General features: G+C 70.2%; 13 protein-coding genes. 11 read left to right on the top strand and 2 right to left on the bottom strand.

Features of this window, described 5'->3' with window-relative positions; translation table 11 throughout:
• The first annotated feature begins 84 nt into the window (after positions 1 to 84).
• On the top strand, positions 85 to 2616 hold the full coding sequence (locus QFZ64_RS07065; RefSeq protein ID WP_307063460.1) for a bifunctional (p)ppGpp synthetase/guanosine-3',5'-bis(diphosphate) 3'-pyrophosphohydrolase: 2532 nt from the start codon (positions 85 to 87) through the stop codon (positions 2614 to 2616).
• Positions 2617 to 2675: 59 nt separating this feature from the next.
• On the opposite strand, the gene QFZ64_RS07060 is transcribed toward QFZ64_RS07065, so the two are convergent.
• Both QFZ64_RS07060 and QFZ64_RS07055 read right to left on the bottom strand, forming a co-directional pair.
• Positions 2676 to 3905 carry a DUF349 domain-containing protein gene (locus tag QFZ64_RS07060; protein ID WP_307063459.1) on the bottom strand — a complete coding sequence of 410 codons (1230 nt, stop codon included), beginning with the start codon at positions 3903 to 3905 and terminating at the stop codon, positions 2676 to 2678.
• A 135-nt stretch (positions 3906 to 4040) separates the two neighbouring features.
• Positions 4041 to 4862 carry a peptidylprolyl isomerase gene (locus QFZ64_RS07055; protein ID WP_307063457.1) on the bottom strand — a complete coding sequence of 274 codons (822 nt, stop codon included), beginning with the start codon at positions 4860 to 4862 and terminating at the stop codon, positions 4041 to 4043.
• Positions 4863 to 5084: 222 nt separating this feature from the next.
• On the opposite strand from QFZ64_RS07055, the gene QFZ64_RS07050 reads away from it, so the two are divergent.
• From QFZ64_RS07050 to mltG, 10 genes are all read left to right on the top strand, one after another.
• Complete coding sequence (locus QFZ64_RS07050; RefSeq protein WP_307063455.1) at positions 5085 to 5801, top strand: MBL fold metallo-hydrolase; 717 nt, start codon at positions 5085 to 5087, stop codon at positions 5799 to 5801.
• A 13-nt stretch (positions 5802 to 5814) separates the two neighbouring features.
• Positions 5815 to 7077: a histidine--tRNA ligase gene (gene hisS / locus QFZ64_RS07045; RefSeq protein ID WP_307063453.1), complete on the top strand. Its 1263-nt coding sequence runs from the start codon at positions 5815 to 5817 to the stop codon at positions 7075 to 7077.
• Between the two features lie 377 nt (positions 7078 to 7454).
• A complete protein-coding gene (locus QFZ64_RS07040) occupies positions 7455 to 8120 on the top strand; it encodes a vitamin K epoxide reductase family protein (RefSeq protein WP_307063451.1) in 666 nt (221 codons plus the stop codon).
• A gap of 89 nt (positions 8121 to 8209) precedes the next feature.
• Entirely contained in the window at positions 8210 to 9571 is a 1362-nt protein-coding gene (locus tag QFZ64_RS07035) for a replication-associated recombination protein A (RefSeq protein ID WP_307063450.1), read from the top strand.
• A gap of 411 nt (positions 9572 to 9982) precedes the next feature.
• Positions 9983 to 10597: a 30S ribosomal protein S4 gene (gene rpsD / locus QFZ64_RS07030; RefSeq protein WP_307063447.1), complete on the top strand. Its 615-nt coding sequence runs from the start codon at positions 9983 to 9985 to the stop codon at positions 10595 to 10597.
• Between the two features lie 256 nt (positions 10598 to 10853).
• Positions 10854 to 11324 (top strand): DUF948 domain-containing protein, encoded by a 471-nt coding sequence (locus QFZ64_RS07025; protein ID WP_307063445.1) that lies wholly within the window; start codon positions 10854 to 10856, stop codon positions 11322 to 11324.
• Between the two features lie 6 nt (positions 11325 to 11330).
• Positions 11331 to 11687, top strand: coding sequence for a hypothetical protein (locus QFZ64_RS07020; protein ID WP_307063443.1), 357 nt, complete (start codon positions 11331 to 11333; stop codon positions 11685 to 11687).
• Positions 11687 to 14359 (top strand): alanine--tRNA ligase, encoded by a 2673-nt coding sequence (gene alaS / locus QFZ64_RS07015; RefSeq protein ID WP_307063441.1) that lies wholly within the window; start codon positions 11687 to 11689, stop codon positions 14357 to 14359. The genes QFZ64_RS07020 and alaS overlap by 1 nt, the downstream gene beginning before the upstream one ends.
• Complete coding sequence (gene ruvX / locus QFZ64_RS07010; protein ID WP_307063439.1) at positions 14359 to 14823, top strand: Holliday junction resolvase RuvX; 465 nt, start codon at positions 14359 to 14361, stop codon at positions 14821 to 14823. The genes alaS and ruvX overlap by 1 nt, the downstream gene beginning before the upstream one ends.
• A 123-nt stretch (positions 14824 to 14946) precedes the next feature.
• Complete coding sequence (gene mltG / locus QFZ64_RS07005) at positions 14947 to 16800, top strand: endolytic transglycosylase MltG (RefSeq protein ID WP_307063437.1); 1854 nt, start codon at positions 14947 to 14949, stop codon at positions 16798 to 16800.
• Positions 16801 to 16803 lie beyond the last annotated feature (3 nt).

The following is a 16803-nucleotide window of genomic DNA, read 5'->3' as shown; positions in this document are numbered from 1 at the left end:
TGACCGGGAGACCACGGCCCGGGATCGCTACCATGGGGTTTCCGGAGCCTGCCGGGGGACCCGGATCGCGCACGAGGAGTCCTCTTGCCAGACGAGGCCCAGCCACTGACCGCCGCCAAGCCCGGGGCGACCCCCAAGCCCGCGGCCACTCCCGCCGCGTCGGACGCGAGGAACGACACCCACGGGCCGGTGGACCGCGCCCCCGCGCCGGTCGACAAGCCCGCGTCCCAGACGCGCCCCAAGCCGCCCCCGCCCGAGCGCCCCACCGCCCCCGCGGCCCGCGCCAACACCGGCCAGACCTCGCGCTCCGGCTCCTCCAACCGCGTCCGCGCCCGCCTGGCCCGCCTGGGCGTCCAGCGCACCAACCCGTACAACCCGGTCCTGGAACCGCTGCTGCGCATAGTGCGCGGCAACGACCCCAAGATCGAGACGTCGACACTGCGCCAGATCGAGCGCGCCTACCAGGTCGCCGAGCGCTGGCACCGCGGCCAGAAGCGCAAGAGCGGCGACCCCTACATCACGCACCCGCTCGCGGTCACCACCATCCTCGCCGAGCTCGGCATGGACCCCGCCACGCTCATGGCCGGTCTGCTGCACGACACCGTCGAGGACACCGATTACGGCCTGGAGGACCTGCGCCGCGACTTCGGCGACGTGGTCACCCTGCTCGTCGACGGCGTCACCAAGCTGGACCGCGTCAAGTTCGGCGAGGCCGCCCAGGCCGAGACCGTGCGCAAGATGGTCGTCGCCATGGCCAAGGACCCCCGCGTTCTGGTGATCAAGCTCGCCGACCGGCTGCACAACATGCGCACCATGCGCTACCTCAAGCGTGAGAAGCAGGAGAAGAAGGCCCGCGAGACCCTCGAGATCTACGCGCCGCTCGCCCACCGGCTGGGTATGAACACCATCAAATGGGAGCTGGAGGACCTCGCCTTCGCGATCCTCTACCCCAAGATGTACGACGAGATCGTGCGTCTGGTCGCCGAACGGGCGCCCAAGCGGGACGAGTACCTCGCGATAGTGACCGACGAGGTCCAGCAGGACCTGCGCGCCGCCCGCATCAAGGCGACCGTCACCGGCCGCCCCAAGCACTACTACAGCGTCTACCAGAAGATGATCGTCCGCGGCCGGGACTTCGCGGAGATCTACGACCTGGTCGGCATCCGCGTCCTGGTGGACACCGTCCGCGACTGCTACGCGGCCCTGGGCACCGTCCACGCCCGCTGGAACCCGGTTCCGGGGCGGTTCAAGGACTACATCGCGATGCCCAAGTTCAACATGTACCAGTCGCTGCACACGACGGTCATCGGACCCAACGGCAAGCCCGTCGAGCTCCAGATCCGCACCTTCGACATGCACCGCCGCGCCGAGTACGGCATCGCCGCGCACTGGAAGTACAAGCAGGAGGCCGTGGCCGGCGCCTCCAAGGTCCGCACCGACGCCCCCAAGGCGGGCGGAAAGGCCGGCAAGGAAGCGGCCGCCATCAACGACATGGCGTGGCTGCGGCAGCTCCTGGACTGGCAGAAGGAGACCGAGGACCCCAGCGAGTTCCTGGAGTCGCTGCGCTTCGACCTCTCCCGCAACGAGGTCTTCGTCTTCACCCCCAAGGGCGACGTCATCGCGCTGCCGGCCGGTTCGACCCCGGTCGACTTCTCCTACGCCGTCCACACCGAGGTCGGCCACCGCACCATAGGGGCACGCGTCAACGGTCGTCTGGTCCCGCTGGAGTCCACGCTGGACAACGGCGACCTGGTGGAGGTCTTCACCTCCAAGGCGCCCGGCGCGGGCCCCTCCCGGGACTGGCTCGGCTTCGTCAAGTCACCGCGCGCCCGCAACAAGATCCGCGCCTGGTTCTCCAAGGAGCGCCGTGACGAGGCGATCGAACAGGGCAAGGACGCGATCGTCCGCGCGATGCGCAAGCAGAACCTGCCGATCCAGCGCATCCTCACCGGCGACTCCCTGGTCACCCTGGCGCACGAGATGCGCTACTCGGACATCTCCGCGCTGTACGCGGCGATCGGCGAGGGCCATGTCTCCGCGCAGAACATCGTGCAGAAGCTCGTCCAGGCGCTCGGCGGCGAGGAGGCCGCGACCGAGGAGATCGACGAGAGCGTCCCGCCGTCGCGCGGCCGGGGCCGCAAGCGGCGCTCCAGCGCCGACCCGGGCGTCGTCGTCAAGGGCGTCGAGGACGTGTGGGTCAAGCTGGCCCGCTGCTGCACACCCGTGCCGGGCGACCCGATCATCGGCTTCGTCACCCGCGGCAGCGGAGTCTCGGTCCACCGCAGCGACTGCGTCAACGTCGACTCGCTCTCGCGTGAGCCCGAGCGGATCCTGGAGGTCGAGTGGGCGCCGACCCAGTCCTCGGTCTTCCTGGTCGCCATCCAGGTCGAGGCCCTCGACCGCTCCCGCCTCCTGTCGGACGTGACCCGGGTCCTCTCGGACCAGCACGTCAACATCCTCTCGGCCGCCGTCCAGACCTCCCGCGACCGTGTGGCCACCTCCCGCTTCACCTTCGAGATGGGCGACCCGAAACACCTGGGCCACGTCCTGAAGGCGGTACGGGGCGTGGAGGGCGTCTACGACGTCTACCGGGTGACGTCGGCACGCCGGCCCTGAAGAGCAGGGCCGCCCCCGGCGCACCAGGCACCGGGGGCGGCACAGTCACCGCGGACGCCTCAGCCGCCGAACTCCTGCAGCCCCTTCAACGCCTGGTCCAGCAACGCCTGCCGCCCCTCGAGCTCACGCTCCAGCTTGGCAGCCTTCGCCGTGTTCCCCTGCGCCCGCGCCTGCTCGATCTGCCCGTTCAGCTTGTCGACCGCGGCCTGGAGCTGACCCGTCAGCCCCTCCGCCCGCGCCCGCGCCTCGGGGTTCGTCCGACGCCACTCGGTCTCCTCGGCCTCCTGCAGCGCCCGGTCGACCGCGTGCATCCGCCCCTCGATCCGCGGCCGGGCGTCCCTCGGCACGTGACCGAGGGCCTCCCACCGCTCGTTGATGGACCGGAAGGCCGCCCGCGCCGCCTTGAGGTCATCGATCGGCAGCAGCTTCTCCGCCTCCTCGGCCAGCTCCTCCTTGAGCTTGAGGTTCTCGGCCTGCTCGGCGTCCCGCTCGGCGAAGACCGAGCCGCGGGCGGCGAAGAAGACGTCCTGCGCCCCGCGGAAACGGTTCCACAGGTCGTCCTCGTGCTCGCGCTGCGCGCGGCCCGCCGCCTTCCACTCCGTCATCAGGTCGCGGTAGCGCGCGGCCGTCGGTCCCCAGTCCGTCGAGCCCGACAGCGCCTCGGCCTCCGCGACCAGCCGCTCCTTGACCCGGCGGGCCTCCTCGCGCTGGGCGTCCAGGTGCGCGAAGTGCGCCTTGCGGCGCTTGGAGAACGCCGAACGGGCGTGCGAGAAGCGGTGCCACAGTTCGTCGTCCGACTTGCGGTCGAGCCGCGGCAGCCCCTTCCAGGTGTCCACCAGCGCCCGCAGCCGCTCACCGGCCGACCGCCACTGGTCCGACCCGGCGAGCTCCTCGGCCTCGACGACCAGCGCCTCCTTGGCGTGCCGTGCCTCGCCGGACTGCTTCGCCCGCTGCGCCTTGCGCTCCTCGCGGCGCGACTCGACGGTCGCGACGAGCTTGTCCAGGCGCTCCCGGAGGGCCTGGAGGTCACCGACCGCGTGATGGGCGTCCACCTGCTCGCGCAGATGGCCGATCGCGGCCTGCGCGTCCTTCGCGGACAGGTCGGTCGTCCGCACCCGCCGTTCGAGGAGGCCGATCTCGACAACCAGGCCCTCGTACTTGCGCTCGAAATAGGCCAGCGCCTCCTCGGGGGAGCCGGCCTGCCAGGAACCGACGACCTGCTCACCGTCGGCCGTACGCACGTACACGGTCCCCGTCTCGTCGACGCGGCCCCACGGGTCGCTGCTCACAGCGCCTCCTCCACATGATGCGCGCGGGGGAGCGGTACACCCCCGGGCATCGTCCACAGTTTCGTCACGGCCAATCTAGGCGACCGGCGGGGCGGCTGTCCGCATCCCGCACGACCGAAGTTACGCAGTTGACGGTCAGGATTTCGTCACAGTGGCCTTGTTGATCACCACGGTCGCGTTCGGTGCGCCGTCACCCGCTCCGGTGTTCTCACCCGCACCGGCGATCTTCTTCAGCACCTTCATGCCGGCGGTGGAGATCGTGCCGAACGGGGTGTAACTGGGCGGCAGCGGGCTGTCCTTGTAGACGAGGAAGAACTGGCTCCCGCCGGTGTGCTTCTGGCCGGTGTTCGCCATCGCGACCGTGCCCGCCGGGTAGGTGCTCTTCTTGAGGCTCTTGTCCTTCAGGTTCTCGTCCGGGATCGTGTAGCCGGGACCGCCGCTGCCGCTGCCCGTCGGGTCGCCGCACTGCAGCACGTAGATGCTGTTGGTGGTGAGCCGGTGGCACTTGGTGTGGTCGAAGAACCCCTTGCCCGCGAGGAAGTCGAACGAGTTCACCGTGTGCGGGGCGGCCGCCGTCTTCAGCGCGATGTCTATGTCACCGCACGTCGTCGCCAGCTTCATGGTGTAGTCCGCCGACTTGTCGATGGTGAGCGTCGGCTCCTTCTTCCAGCTCTGCTGCTTCACCTTGCCCTCGGAGGCCTTCTCGCACGGATCCGGCGCCTTGGTGGTGGGGGAGGCGCTCGGCGTCACCTGCGCGCCCGCGTTCTCCTTCTTGTCGTCGTCCTTCATCACTCCGGTCGTGTACAGCGCCACGCTGCCCACCAGGACGACGCCGAGTACCGAGGCGATCACAGAGTTGCGCACCCTCGCGCGGCGGCGCGCGTCGGTGCGCCGCTGCTGCTGCCGCAAGAACTTCTCCCGGGCGAGCTGACGCCGCCGCTGTTCCTGGCTGACCACGGTGTTGTCTCCTCAAGCGTCTGGTATCAAGCGTCTCGTGCGTCGACCGGTACGCGTGCGTGATGTGGCCGACCGTCTGCGTGTAGCCCCGTACCGTATATGGGTTCGCTGAGGAAACGGCAGCGCCGGTAGGCTCTGACCGGTGCCCGCCCGTCCGAGTACGACGCCCATGTCCGGCCGTACGACGACAAGAGGCGGCAGAAGACGACACGAAGGACGAACGTGCTCATTGCCGGATTTCCCGCCGGTGCCTGGGGGACGAACTGCTACCTCGTCGCCCCCGCCGCCGGAGAGGAGTGCGTGATCATCGACCCGGGCCACGAGGCCGCCCAGGGAGTCGAGGACGCGCTGCGCAAGCATCGGCTCAAGCCCGTCGCCGTCGTCCTCACCCACGGCCACATCGACCACGTGGCCTCGGTCGTGCCCGTCTGCGGCGCCCACGACGTACCGGCGTGGATCCACCCGGACGACCGCTACATGATGAGTGATCCCGAGAAGGCGCTCGGCCGTTCCATCGGCGCGCAACTGATGGGCGAACTCGCCGTGGGCGAGCCGGACGACGTCAAGGAACTGGCCGACGGGACCACGCTGCCACTGGCCGGCCTGGAGTTCTCCGTCGCCCACGCGCCCGGCCATACCAAGGGGTCGGTGACCTTCGGGCTGCCCGAGGCGGCGGACATCCCGCCGGTCCTCTTCTCGGGCGACCTGCTGTTCGCCGGCTCCGTCGGACGCACCGACCTGCCCGGCGGTGACACGGAAGAGCTGCTCGCGTCGCTGGCCCGCGTGTGCCTGCCGCTCGAGGACCCGACCGTGGTGCTGTCCGGTCACGGCCCCCAGACGACCATCGGCCAGGAGCGCGCCACCAACCCGTATCTGCGGCAGGTGGCCGCGGGCAGCCGCGAGAGCGGCGCACCCGGCGCTCCCCGACGAGGAATGTGACGAGAAACCCTCCGTGAGCACTTTCAACGCCCCCAAGGGCACGTACGACCTGCTGCCGCCCGACTCCGCCACGTTCCTGGCGGTGCGCGAGGCGATCGCCCGGCCGCTGCGCAACTCCGGCTACGGCTACATCGAGACGCCCGGCTTCGAGAACGTCGAACTCTTCGCGCGCGGCGTCGGCGAATCGACCGACATCGTGACCAAGGAGATGTACGCGTTCGAGACCAAGGGCGGCGACCGGCTCGCCCTGCGCCCCGAAGGCACCGCCTCCGTGCTGCGCGCCGCCCTGGAGGCCAACCTCCACAAGGCGGGCAACCTCCCCGTCAAGCTCTGGTACTCGGGCTCCTACTACCGCTACGAGCGCCCCCAGAAGGGCCGCTACCGCCACTTCTCCCAGGTCGGCGCCGAGGCCATCGGCGCGGAGGACCCGGCGCTCGACGCCGAGCTGATCATCCTCGCCGACCAGGCGTACCGCTCGCTGGGACTGCGCGACTTCCGCATCCTGCTCAACAGCCTCGGCGACAAGGAGTGCCGCCCGGTCTACCGTGCCGCCCTCCAGGACTTCCTGCGCGGCCTCGACCTCGACGAGGAGACGCTGCGCCGCGCGGAGATCAACCCGCTGCGCGTCCTCGACGACAAGCGTCCCGACGTCCAGAAGCAGCTCACCGACGCCCCGATCCTGCGCGACTACCTGTGCGACGCGTGCAAGGCGTACCACGAGGAGGTCCGCGAGCTGATCGGTGCGGCGGGCGTCGTCTTCGAGGACGACGCGCGGCTCGTGCGCGGCCTGGACTACTACACCCGAACGACCTTCGAGTTCGTCCACGACGGTCTGGGCGCCCAGTCCGCGGTGGGCGGCGGCGGCCGCTACGACGGCCTCTCCGAGATGATCGGCGGGCCCGCGCTGCCCTCGGTCGGCTGGGCGCTGGGCGTGGACCGCACGGTGCTGGCGCTGCGGGCGGAGGGCGTCGAACTGCCGCTGCCGACCGTGACGAGCGTGTACGCGGTGCCACTGGGCGAGGAGGCCCGGCGGGTGCTGTTCGCCAAGGTGACGGAGCTGCGCAAGCTCGGCATCGCGACGGACTTCGCGTACGGGGGGAAGGGGCTCAAGGGAGCGATGAAGAACGCGAACCGGAGCGGAGCGCGGTACGCGATCGTCGCCGGGGAACGGGATCTCGCGGAGGGCGTGGTCCAGCTCAAGGACATGGAGTCCGGCGACCAGGCCCCGGTCGGCCTCAACGAGATCGTCGCCGAACTGGAAACCCGCCTGGGCTGAGCCGGCCCGGGGTTTTCCCGCCCCCGCCGCCCCTTCCCAGTTCCGTCCCCGGACTCAGAAGATCGCGCGGTTCCCCGCGCCCCTGACAGGGGCGCGGGGAACCGCGCGAGAAGCCCCGCCCACCCGCACGTCCGGGGTCGAAGGGGCAGCGCCCCCGAAGGGACGGGAAGGGTAAGGACGGTGAGGGCGGGAGAAAAACGAACACCCACCCCCGCGCTCGCTCACCCGTACCCCCACCCCGTCCATCGATGGCGTGAACCCGGCGGCCCCCACCCCCCAACCACCACCCCTTATCCGCAGCGAACGGTGAACACCCCTCCTCGTACGGCACAATGGCCCTGCCCACCCACCTCACCTCAAGCGACGGAATCGGCGTGATGAGCAAGACGACAGTCAGGGACGTCTCGACAGAGGACACCGAGCCGGAGCCGGAGCGCACCGCCGCGCCCCGCACGGTCGGCGCCGGCCGCGCCTTCTCCGTGATGCTGTTGATCACCGGTGCCCTCGGCCTGCTCGCCTCCTGGGTCATCACCCTGGACAAGATCAAGATCGCTGAGGCCAAGGCCGAGGGCAGGACGTTCACGCCCAACTGCAGCATCAACCCGATCGTCTCCTGCGGCAGCGTGATGGAGAGCAAGCAGGCCGCGGTGTTCGGGTTCCCCAACCCGTTCCTCGGCCTGGTCTGCTACGGCATCGTGATCTGCGTCGGCATGAGCCTGCTCACCCGGGCCCGCTTCCCCCGCTGGTACTGGCTGACCTTCAACTTCGGCACACTCTTCGGGGTGGGCTTCTGCACCTGGCTCCAGTTCCAGACGCTGTACGAGATCAACGCCCTGTGCCTGTGGTGCTCCCTGGCCTGGGTGATCACGATCACCATGTTCTGGTACGTGACCTCGCACAACGTGCGCAACGACTTCCTGCCCGCACCCCGCCCGGTGAAGAACTTCCTGAACGAGTTCACCTGGGTCCTGCCGGTCACCCACGTGGGCATCATCGCCATGCTCGTGCTGACCCGCTGGGGCAGCCAGCTCTGGGCCTCCTGAGCCCGTGAACCCCGCCCGGGTCCTCATGGGGCCCGCCCCGGCGGCCGGCCGGCCGCGGACTGTCAGTGGCGTGACTTAGGGTTTTCTCCGTGGAACCCGACCTGTTCACCGCCGCCGCCGAGGCCCGCCAGGAGAAGGACCCGGCCGCCAGCCCCCTGGCCGTCCGCATGCGCCCGCGCAGCCTCGACGAGGTGGTGGGCCAGCAGCACCTGCTCAAGCCCGGCTCCCCGCTGCGCAGACTGGTCGGCGAGGGCACCACCGCCGGCAGCCCGGCCGGCCCCTCCTCGGTCATCCTCTGGGGTCCGCCCGGCACCGGGAAGACGACCCTGGCGTACGTCGTCTCCAAGGCCACCAACAAGCGCTTCGTGGAACTGTCCGCGATCACCGCCGGCGTCAAGGAGGTCCGTGCCGTCATCGACGGCGCCCGCCGCGCCACCGGCGGCTACGGCACGGAGACCGTCCTCTTCCTCGACGAGATCCACCGCTTCAGCAAGGCCCAGCAGGACTCCCTGCTGCCCGCCGTCGAGAACCGCTGGGTCACTCTGATCGCCGCGACCACCGAGAACCCGTACTTCTCGGTCATCTCCCCGCTGCTCTCCCGCTCGCTCCTGCTCACCCTCGAACCCCTCACCGACGAGGATCTGCGCGGGCTGCTCCACCGGGCGCTGGCCGACGAACGCGGGCTGAAGGGCGCCGTCACCCTCCCAGAGGAGACCGAGGCGCACCTGCTGCGGATAGCCGGTGGTGACGCCCGGCGGGCGCTGACCGCCCTGGAGGCGGCGGCCGGCGCCGCGCTGGACAAGGGCGAACCGGAGATCGCCCTGACCACCCTGGAGGAGACGGTCGACCGGGCAGCAGTGAAGTACGACCGCGACGGCGACCAGCACTACGACGTGGCCAGCGCCCTCATCAAGTCCATCCGCGGTTCCGACGTGGACGCCGCGCTGCACTACCTCGCCCGCATGATCGAGGCCGGCGAGGACCCCCGGTTCATCGCCCGCCGATTGATGATCTCCGCCAGCGAGGACATCGGCCTCGCCGACCCCAGCGCACTGCCCACGGCCGTCGCCGCCGCCCAGGCCGTCGCCATGATCGGCTTCCCGGAGGCCGCGCTCACCCTCAGCCACGCCACGATCGCCCTCGCCCTGGCCCCCAAGTCCAACTCCGCGACGACCGCGATAGGCGCCGCCCTGGAGGACGTGCGCAAGGGCCTTGCGGGCCCCGTCCCGCCGCATCTGCGCGACGGGCACTACAAGGGCGCCGCCAAGCTCGGCCATGCCCAGGGATACGTCTTCCCGCACGACCTCCCCGAGGGCATCGCCGCCCAGCAGTATGCCCCGGACGCGCTCAAGGACCGCTCCTACTACCAGCCCACCCGGCACGGCGGGGAGGCCCGGTACGCGGACGCCGTGGAGTGGACCCGCAAACACCTCGGCCGCAAGCAGCCGTAGCCGGCGAATGCGGCGAGGAGCTCGCGGACGAGGAAGGGAGCCCGCGGCCGCCCCGGTCGAGAGCAGTGGCGGCCGCCCTGTAGAATTGCCGGGAGTGCTGCGTCCCGTGTCGGCTCCGGCCGACGCCACCAGAGCGGGACACCCAGCCGGAACCCCCTCGCCTCGCGGCAGGAGGATCCAGGAGCGTCGCGCACCGTCGAAGGTGTCGCGGGCAGCCCACCACCACCCCCGAAGTTTTCACGGACCCCGGGGTCCCGGTCGGTGGGCCACTCGCGTGCTGCACGTATGTGCCCAGAACAGGGGAGCGGCTGCCCGGCAGGCCCGGTTTCACCGGCCCGGCGGGTTTCCCCGGCTGCGGATGCGACCTCCCGTAACCCTGGTGAAGCCGTAAGCGAGAGAAGAGAAGAAGAAGTGGCGAACCAGCCCCGCCCCAAGGTCAAGAAGTCGCGTGCCCTCGGCATCGCGCTGACCCCGAAGGCCGTCAAGTACTTCGAGGCCCGCCCCTACCCGCCGGGTGAGCACGGCCGCGGCCGCAAGCAGAACTCGGACTACAAGGTCCGTCTGCTCGAGAAGCAGCGTCTGCGCGCGCAGTACGACGTGTCCGAGCGCCAGCTCGTCCGCGCCTACGAGCGTGCCGCCAAGACGCAGGGCAAGACCGGTGAGGCCCTGGTCATCGAGCTCGAGCGCCGTCTCGACGCGCTGGTCCTGCGGTCGGGCATCGCCCGCACGATCTACCAGGCCCGCCAGATGGTCGTCCACGGACACATCGAGGTCAACGGCCAGAAGGTCGACAAGCCGTCCTTCCGCGTGAAGCCGGACGACGTCGTCATGGTCCGTGAGCGCAGCCGGGAGAAGACCCTCTTCTCCATCGCCCGTGAAGGCGGCTTCGCCCCCGAGGGCGAGACCCCGCGCTACCTCCAGGTGAACCTCAAGGCCCTGGCGTTCCGCCTGGACCGCGAGCCGAACCGCAAGGAGATCCCGGTGATCTGCGACGAGCAGCTCGTCGTCGAGTACTACGCCCGCTGATCACCCCTCAGCGGACGCGGCGCACACCGTGTGCCCGGGCCCGTCGCCCCGCCCTCGTGGCCGGGACGGCGGGCCCCGGCGTTTGCGGGCGCCGTCGCCGGTAATGCGGTACGGACCGGCACTCCGGGCGCGATAGTCTCGGGGGTACTGCTCGTCGCCGGGTTCGACACGTTCGACGAGTTCAGCGGATTCGACGAGTTGAGCGAATTCGACGGATACGACGGTCAGACACGTTTCAGGGAGCGGGTGCGCACAGGTGTCCGGTGGAGAGGTGGCCGGAATCCTGGTGGCCGTGTTCTGGGCGATCCTGGTCTCCTTCCTCGCCGTGGCACTGGCGAGGCTGGCCCAGACGCTCCGGGCGACCACCAGACTCGTCGCGGACGTGACCGAACAGGCCGTCCCGCTGCTGAACGACGCCTCCGCGGCGGTGCGCTCGGCGCAGACCCAGATCGACCGGGTCGACGCCATCGCCACCGACGTCCAGGAAGTCACGTCGAACGCCTCCGCGCTGTCCACCACCGTCGCCTCCACCTTCGGCGGCCCCCTGGTCAAGGTCGCCGCGTTCGGCTACGGCGTGCGCCGCGCCCTCACCGGCCGCCGCGACGACCGGCCGTCCGCCGCCGAGTCCCGCCGCGAGGTGATCGTCGGCCGCACCGTCCCGGCCGCCCGCCGGGCCAGGCGCGCACAGCGGGCAGCCGACCGCGCCCACCGCGAAAAGGGGAACTGACCCAGCATGTTCCGCCGTACGTTCTGGTTCGGCACCGGCGTCGCCGCCGGGGTCTGGGCCACCACCAAGGTCAACCGCACGCTGAGGCGGCTCACCCCGGAGAGCCTCGCCGCCACCGCCGCCGACAAGGCGCTGGAGACCGGCCACCGGATCAAGGACCGGGCGGTCGGCTTCGCGCTCGACGTCCGCGACAACATGGCCCGCCGGGAGGCGGAACTGGGCGACGCGCTGGGCATCAACGCCCCCGTCCCCGGCCACGAACTCCCCGAGCCCCGGCGGTTCGCCGCCATCGAGAACCACGACACACCGCGGTACGTCGAGAGGCCGACGTACCACTCGTACAACCGGAATGAGGACCACTGATGGAGTCGGCCGAGATCCGCCGCCGCTGGCTGAGCTTCTTCGAGGAGCGCGGGCACACCGTCGTCCCTTCGGCGTCGCTCATCGCGGACGACCCGACTCTGCTCCTCGTCCCCGCCGGCATGGTGCCCTTCAAGCCCTACTTCCTCGGCGAGGTCAAGCCGCCCTTCGACCGCGCCACCAGCGTCCAGAAGTGCGTGCGTACACCGGACATCGAAGAGGTCGGCAAGACCACCCGGCACGGCACGTTCTTCCAGATGTGCGGCAACTTCTCCTTCGGCGACTACTTCAAGGAAGGCGCCGCCAAGCTCGCCTGGGAACTGCTCACCACCCCCCAGGACAAGGGCGGTTACGGCCTGGAGCCCGAGAAGCTCTGGATCACCGTCTACCAGGAGGACGACGAGGCCGAGCGGATCTGGCGCGATGTCGTCGGCGTCCCCGCCGAGCGGATCCAGCGCCTGGGCAAGAAGGACAACTTCTGGTCCATGGGCGTCCCCGGCCCCTGCGGCCCCTGCTCCGAGATCAACTACGACCGCGGCCCCGAGTTCGGCGTCGAGGGCGGCCCCGCCGTCAACGACGAGCGGTACGTGGAGATCTGGAACCTCGTCTTCATGCAGTACGAGCGGGGCCAGGGCATCGGCAAGGAGGACTTCGAGATCCTCGGGGACCTGCCGAGCAAGAACATCGACACCGGACTCGGTCTCGAGCGGCTCGCCATGATCCTCCAGGGCGTGCAGAACCTGTACGAGATCGACACCTCCATGGCCGTCATCGACAAGGCCACCGAGCTGACCGGTGTCGCCTACGGCGACGACCGGGACTCCGACGTCTCGCTGCGCGTGGTCACCGACCACATGCGCACCTCCGTGATGCTCATCGGCGACGGCGTCACCCCGGGCAACGAGGGCCGCGGCTACGTACTGCGCCGCATCATGCGCCGCGCCATCCGTAACATGCGTCTCCTCGGCGCCACCGGCCCGGTCGTCAAGGACCTCGTCGATACCGTGATCGCGACGATGGGGCAGCAGTACCCGGAGCTGGTGTCCGACCGCGAGCGCATCGAGAAGGTCGCCCTCGCCGAGGAGGCCCGCTTCCTCAAGACCCTCAACGCCGGCACCAACGTGCTGGACACCGCCGTGAGTGAGACCAAGGCCGCCGGCTCCACGGTGCTCGCCGGCGACAAGGCGTTCCTGCTCCACGACACCTGGGGCTTCCCCATCGACCTCACCCTGGAGATGGCCGCCGAGCAGGGGCTGTCCGTGGACGAGGACGGCTTCCGCCGCCTGATGAGGGAACAGCGGGAGCGTGCCAAGGCCGACGCCCTGGCCAAGAAGACCGGCCACGCCGACCTGGGCGCCTACCGCGAGATCGCCGACAGCGCCGGCGCCACCGACTTCATCGGCTACACCGACACCGAGGGCGAGTCCACCGTCGTCGGCATCCTCGTCGACGGCGTCTCCTCACCGGCCGCCACCGAGGGCGACGAGGTCGAGATCGTCCTCGACCGCACCCCGTTCTACGCCGAGGGCGGCGGCCAGATCGGCGACACCGGCCGCATCCGGGTCGACTCCGGCGCCGTCATCGAGATCCGCGACTGCCAGAAGCCGGTCCCGGGCGTCTACGTCCACAAGGGCGTCGTCCAGGTCGGCGAGGTCACGGTCGGCGCCAAGGCCCAGGCCTCGATCGACGACCGCCGCCGCAAGGCCATCGCCCGCGCCCACTCGGCCACCCACCTCACCCACCAGGCCCTGCGCGACGCCCTCGGCCCGACGGCCGCCCAGGCCGGCTCCGAGAACCAGCCCGGCCGCTTCCGTTTCGACTTCGGCTCCCCGGCCGCCGTCCCGACGGCCGTGATGACCGACGTCGAGCAGAAGATCAACGAGGTGCTCGCCCGCGACCTGGACGTCCGCGCCGACGTCATGGGGATCGACGAGGCCAAGAAGCAGGGCGCCATCGCCGAGTTCGGCGAGAAGTACGGCGAGCGCGTGCGCGTGGTCACCATCGGCGACTTCTCCAAGGAGCTGTGCGGCGGCACCCACGTCCACAACACCGCCCAGCTCGGCCTGGTCAAGCTGCTCGGCGAGTCGTCCATCGGCTCCGGTGTGCGCCGGATCGAGGCCCTGGTCGGCGTCGACGCGTACAACTTCCTGGCCCGCGAGCACACGGTCGTCAACCAGCTCACCGAGCTGGTCAAGGGCCGCTCCGAGGAGCTGCCCGAGAAGATCGCCGGCATGCTCGCCCGACTCAAGGACGCCGAGAAGGAGATCGAGAAGTTCCGCGCGGAGAAGGTGCTCCAGGCCGCCGGCGGACTCGCCGAGTCCGCCAAGGACGTGCGCGGCGTCGCCGTGGTCACCGGGCAGGTCCCGGACGGCACCTCCGCCGACGACCTGCGCAGGCTGGTCCTCGACGTACGCGGCCGCATCCAGGGCGGCCGGGCCGCCGTGGTCGCCCTGTTCGCCGTGAACAACGGCAAGCCGCTCACCGTGATCGCCACCAACGAGGCCGCCCGCGAGCGCGGTCTCAAGGCCGGTGACCTGGTGCGCACCGCCGCCAAGACCCTCGGCGGCGGCGGAGGCGGCAAGCCGGACGTGGCCCAGGGCGGCGGCCAGAACCCGGCCGCCGTCGGCGAGGCCGTGGAGGCGGTCGAACGCCTCGTCACCGAGACGGCCAAGTAGTGCGCCGGGGCCGCCGCCTCGCGATCGACGTCGGGGACGCCCGCATCGGGGTCGCCTCCTGCGACCCCGACGGGATCCTCGCCACCCCGGTGGAGACGGTCCCGGGGCGCGACGTCCCCGCCGCGCACCGCAGGCTGAGGCAGCTCGTCGAGGAGTACGAGCCGATCGAGGTCGTCGTCGGGCTGCCGCGTTCCCTCAAGGGGGGCGAGGGCCCGGCCGCGGTCAAGGTGCGCGGCTTCGCCCAGGAACTGGCGCGGCTGATCGCACCGGTGCCGGTGCGCCTGCTGGACGAGCGGATGACGACCGTCACGGCGAGCCAGGGACTGCGCGCCTCCGGCGTGAAGTCCAAGAAGGGGCGCTCCGTGATCGACCAGGCCGCCGCTGTGATCATCCTCCAGCAGGCACTGGAATCCGAACGGGTGTCAGGTACGTCTCCCGGCGAGGGCGTCGAAGTGGTCATCTGATCGCGATACGGTAACGTTCCGCGCCATGCGGACGGGGTTCGAACAGCCACCGCACAGCAAGAGGCAGAACCAAAGCCGGGCACGGGCGCGGCACTAGGGAGGCCTCGCGGCTCTAGGGGATCGATGACTGAGTATGGCCGGGGCCCGGGCTCCGAACCGTGGCATCCCGAGGACCCGTTGTACGGGGACGGCGGATGGGGAGGACAGCAGGCGCCCGCCGACCAGTCCCCCTACGGCGGCCATCAGCAGCCGCAGCAGCAGGGTCACGGCGACTGGAGCCAGGCGCAGCAGCAGCCCGGCTACGACCAGGGACAGCAGCAGTACCCGCAGCAGTACCCGGTGCAGCAGGGGCAGCAGTACCAGGGGCACGACCAGTACGGGCAGCCGTACCAGCAGGTGCAGGGCGGCTACCCCCAGCAGGGCGAGCAGAGCTACGCCGGTCATGTCCAACAGCAGTACGGGCAGGGACAGGGGCAAGGACAGGGCGACGGCGGCTGGCACGGAGCGGGACAGCAGCCGCAGACGCCCGGTGCCGGTCAGGGACAGCAGCCGCAGACGCCCGGTGCCGGTCAGGGACAGCAGCCGCAGATGCCCGCCCCGGGACAGCAGCAGGTCCCGGCCGGGGCACAGCAGCACGTTCCGTACGCCGCCGACCAGGGCGACGTCTACGCCGCGCAGCCCGCCACCGGGACCGAGCCGCGTCCGGACTGGGACCCGGGCCCGCCCGAGGAGGAGGAACACCCCTTCTTCGCGGGTGATCCGGACGGTCCCCGGGACGACGATCCGGCCGAGGACTTCGACGATCCGGACGAGCGGGACGCCCCCGACGGCCGCCGCGGCAAGGGGCGTGCCTCCACGAAGGGGGCCAAGGGCGGCAAGGACAAGGGCAGGAAGCGCCGCAACGGCTGTGCCTGCCTCGTGGTCGTCCTCGTCTTCGGTGGCGGCCTCGGCGGTGTCGGATATGTCGGCTACCACTTCTACCAGAACCGTTACGGCACGGCCCCCGACTACGCGGGCGACGGCACCGGCGAGAGCGTGACGGTCACCGTCCCGAAGGGCACCAACGGCGCCGCCATCGGGCAGCTCCTGAAGAAGGCCGGCGTGGTCAAGAGCGTGGACGCGTTCGTCGCCGCCCAGGCCGACAACGCCCAGGGCAACACCATTCAGGCGGGTGCCTACACGCTGCACAAGCAGATGTCCGCCGCCAGCGCCGTCGCCCTGATGCTCGATCCCAAGAGCCGCAACAACCTGGTCGTCTTCGAAGGCGAGCGCAACGCGGCGGTCTACGCGGACCTCGACAAGAAGCTCGACCTGGACAAGGGCACCACCAAGGGCGTCGCGGAGAAGAAGTGGTCGAAATTCGGCCTGCCGAGCTGGGCCGACACCGACGACGACATCAAGGACCCGCTGGAAGGATTCCTCTTCCCCTCCAGCTACGCCGTCTCCAAGGGCATGAAGCCCGAGGACGTGCTCGCGGACATGGTCAACCAGGCCAAGAAGCGGTACGCGGAGCTGGGCCTGGACGCGAAGGCCCAGAGCCTCGGCCTCGACAGTCCGCTGCAGGTCCTCACCGTCGCGAGCCTCGTGCAGGCCGAGGGCAAGAACAAGTCCGACTTCGAGAAGGTCGCCCGGGTCGTCTACAACCGGCTCAAGAAGGACAACACCGAGACCTACGGACTGCTCGACTTCGACTCCACGGTCAACTACCTGCGCGGCGAGTCCAAGCTGGCCACCGGTTCCGTCAACCAGCTGCGCCAGCTCGACGATCCGTACAACACGTACAAGATCAAGGGTCTGCCGCCCGGGCCGATCGACAACCCCGGCGAGGTCGCGATCGACGCCGCCCTCCACCCGGCCGAGGGCAACTGGTACTACTTCGTCTCGGTCAGCGAGGACAAGACACTGTTCGCCGAGACCAACGAGGAGCAGAACCGGAACCGCGAGAAGTACCTGGAAAGCCAGGAGAACGGACAATGACGG

Origin of the sequence: Streptomyces sp. B3I8, assembly GCF_030816915.1 — a bacterium.
Lineage (GTDB): Bacteria > Actinomycetota > Actinomycetes > Streptomycetales > Streptomycetaceae > Streptomyces.
This window is presented reverse-complemented; position numbering and strand designations above follow the sequence as displayed.

What these genes read in the sequence shown, in the direction of transcription:
- QFZ64_RS07040 (WP_307063451.1), top strand. Translation starts at nt 7,455, where the DNA reads ATGAGCAAGACGACAGTCAGGGACGTCTCGACAGAGGACACCGAGCCG.
- QFZ64_RS07020 (WP_307063443.1), top strand. Translation starts at nt 11,331, where the DNA reads ATGTTCCGCCGTACGTTCTGGTTCGGCACCGGCGTCGCCGCCGGGGTC.
- alaS (WP_307063441.1), top strand. Translation starts at nt 11,687, where the DNA reads ATGGAGTCGGCCGAGATCCGCCGCCGCTGGCTGAGCTTCTTCGAGGAG.
- mltG (WP_307063437.1), top strand. Translation starts at nt 14,947, where the DNA reads ATGACTGAGTATGGCCGGGGCCCGGGCTCCGAACCGTGGCATCCCGAG.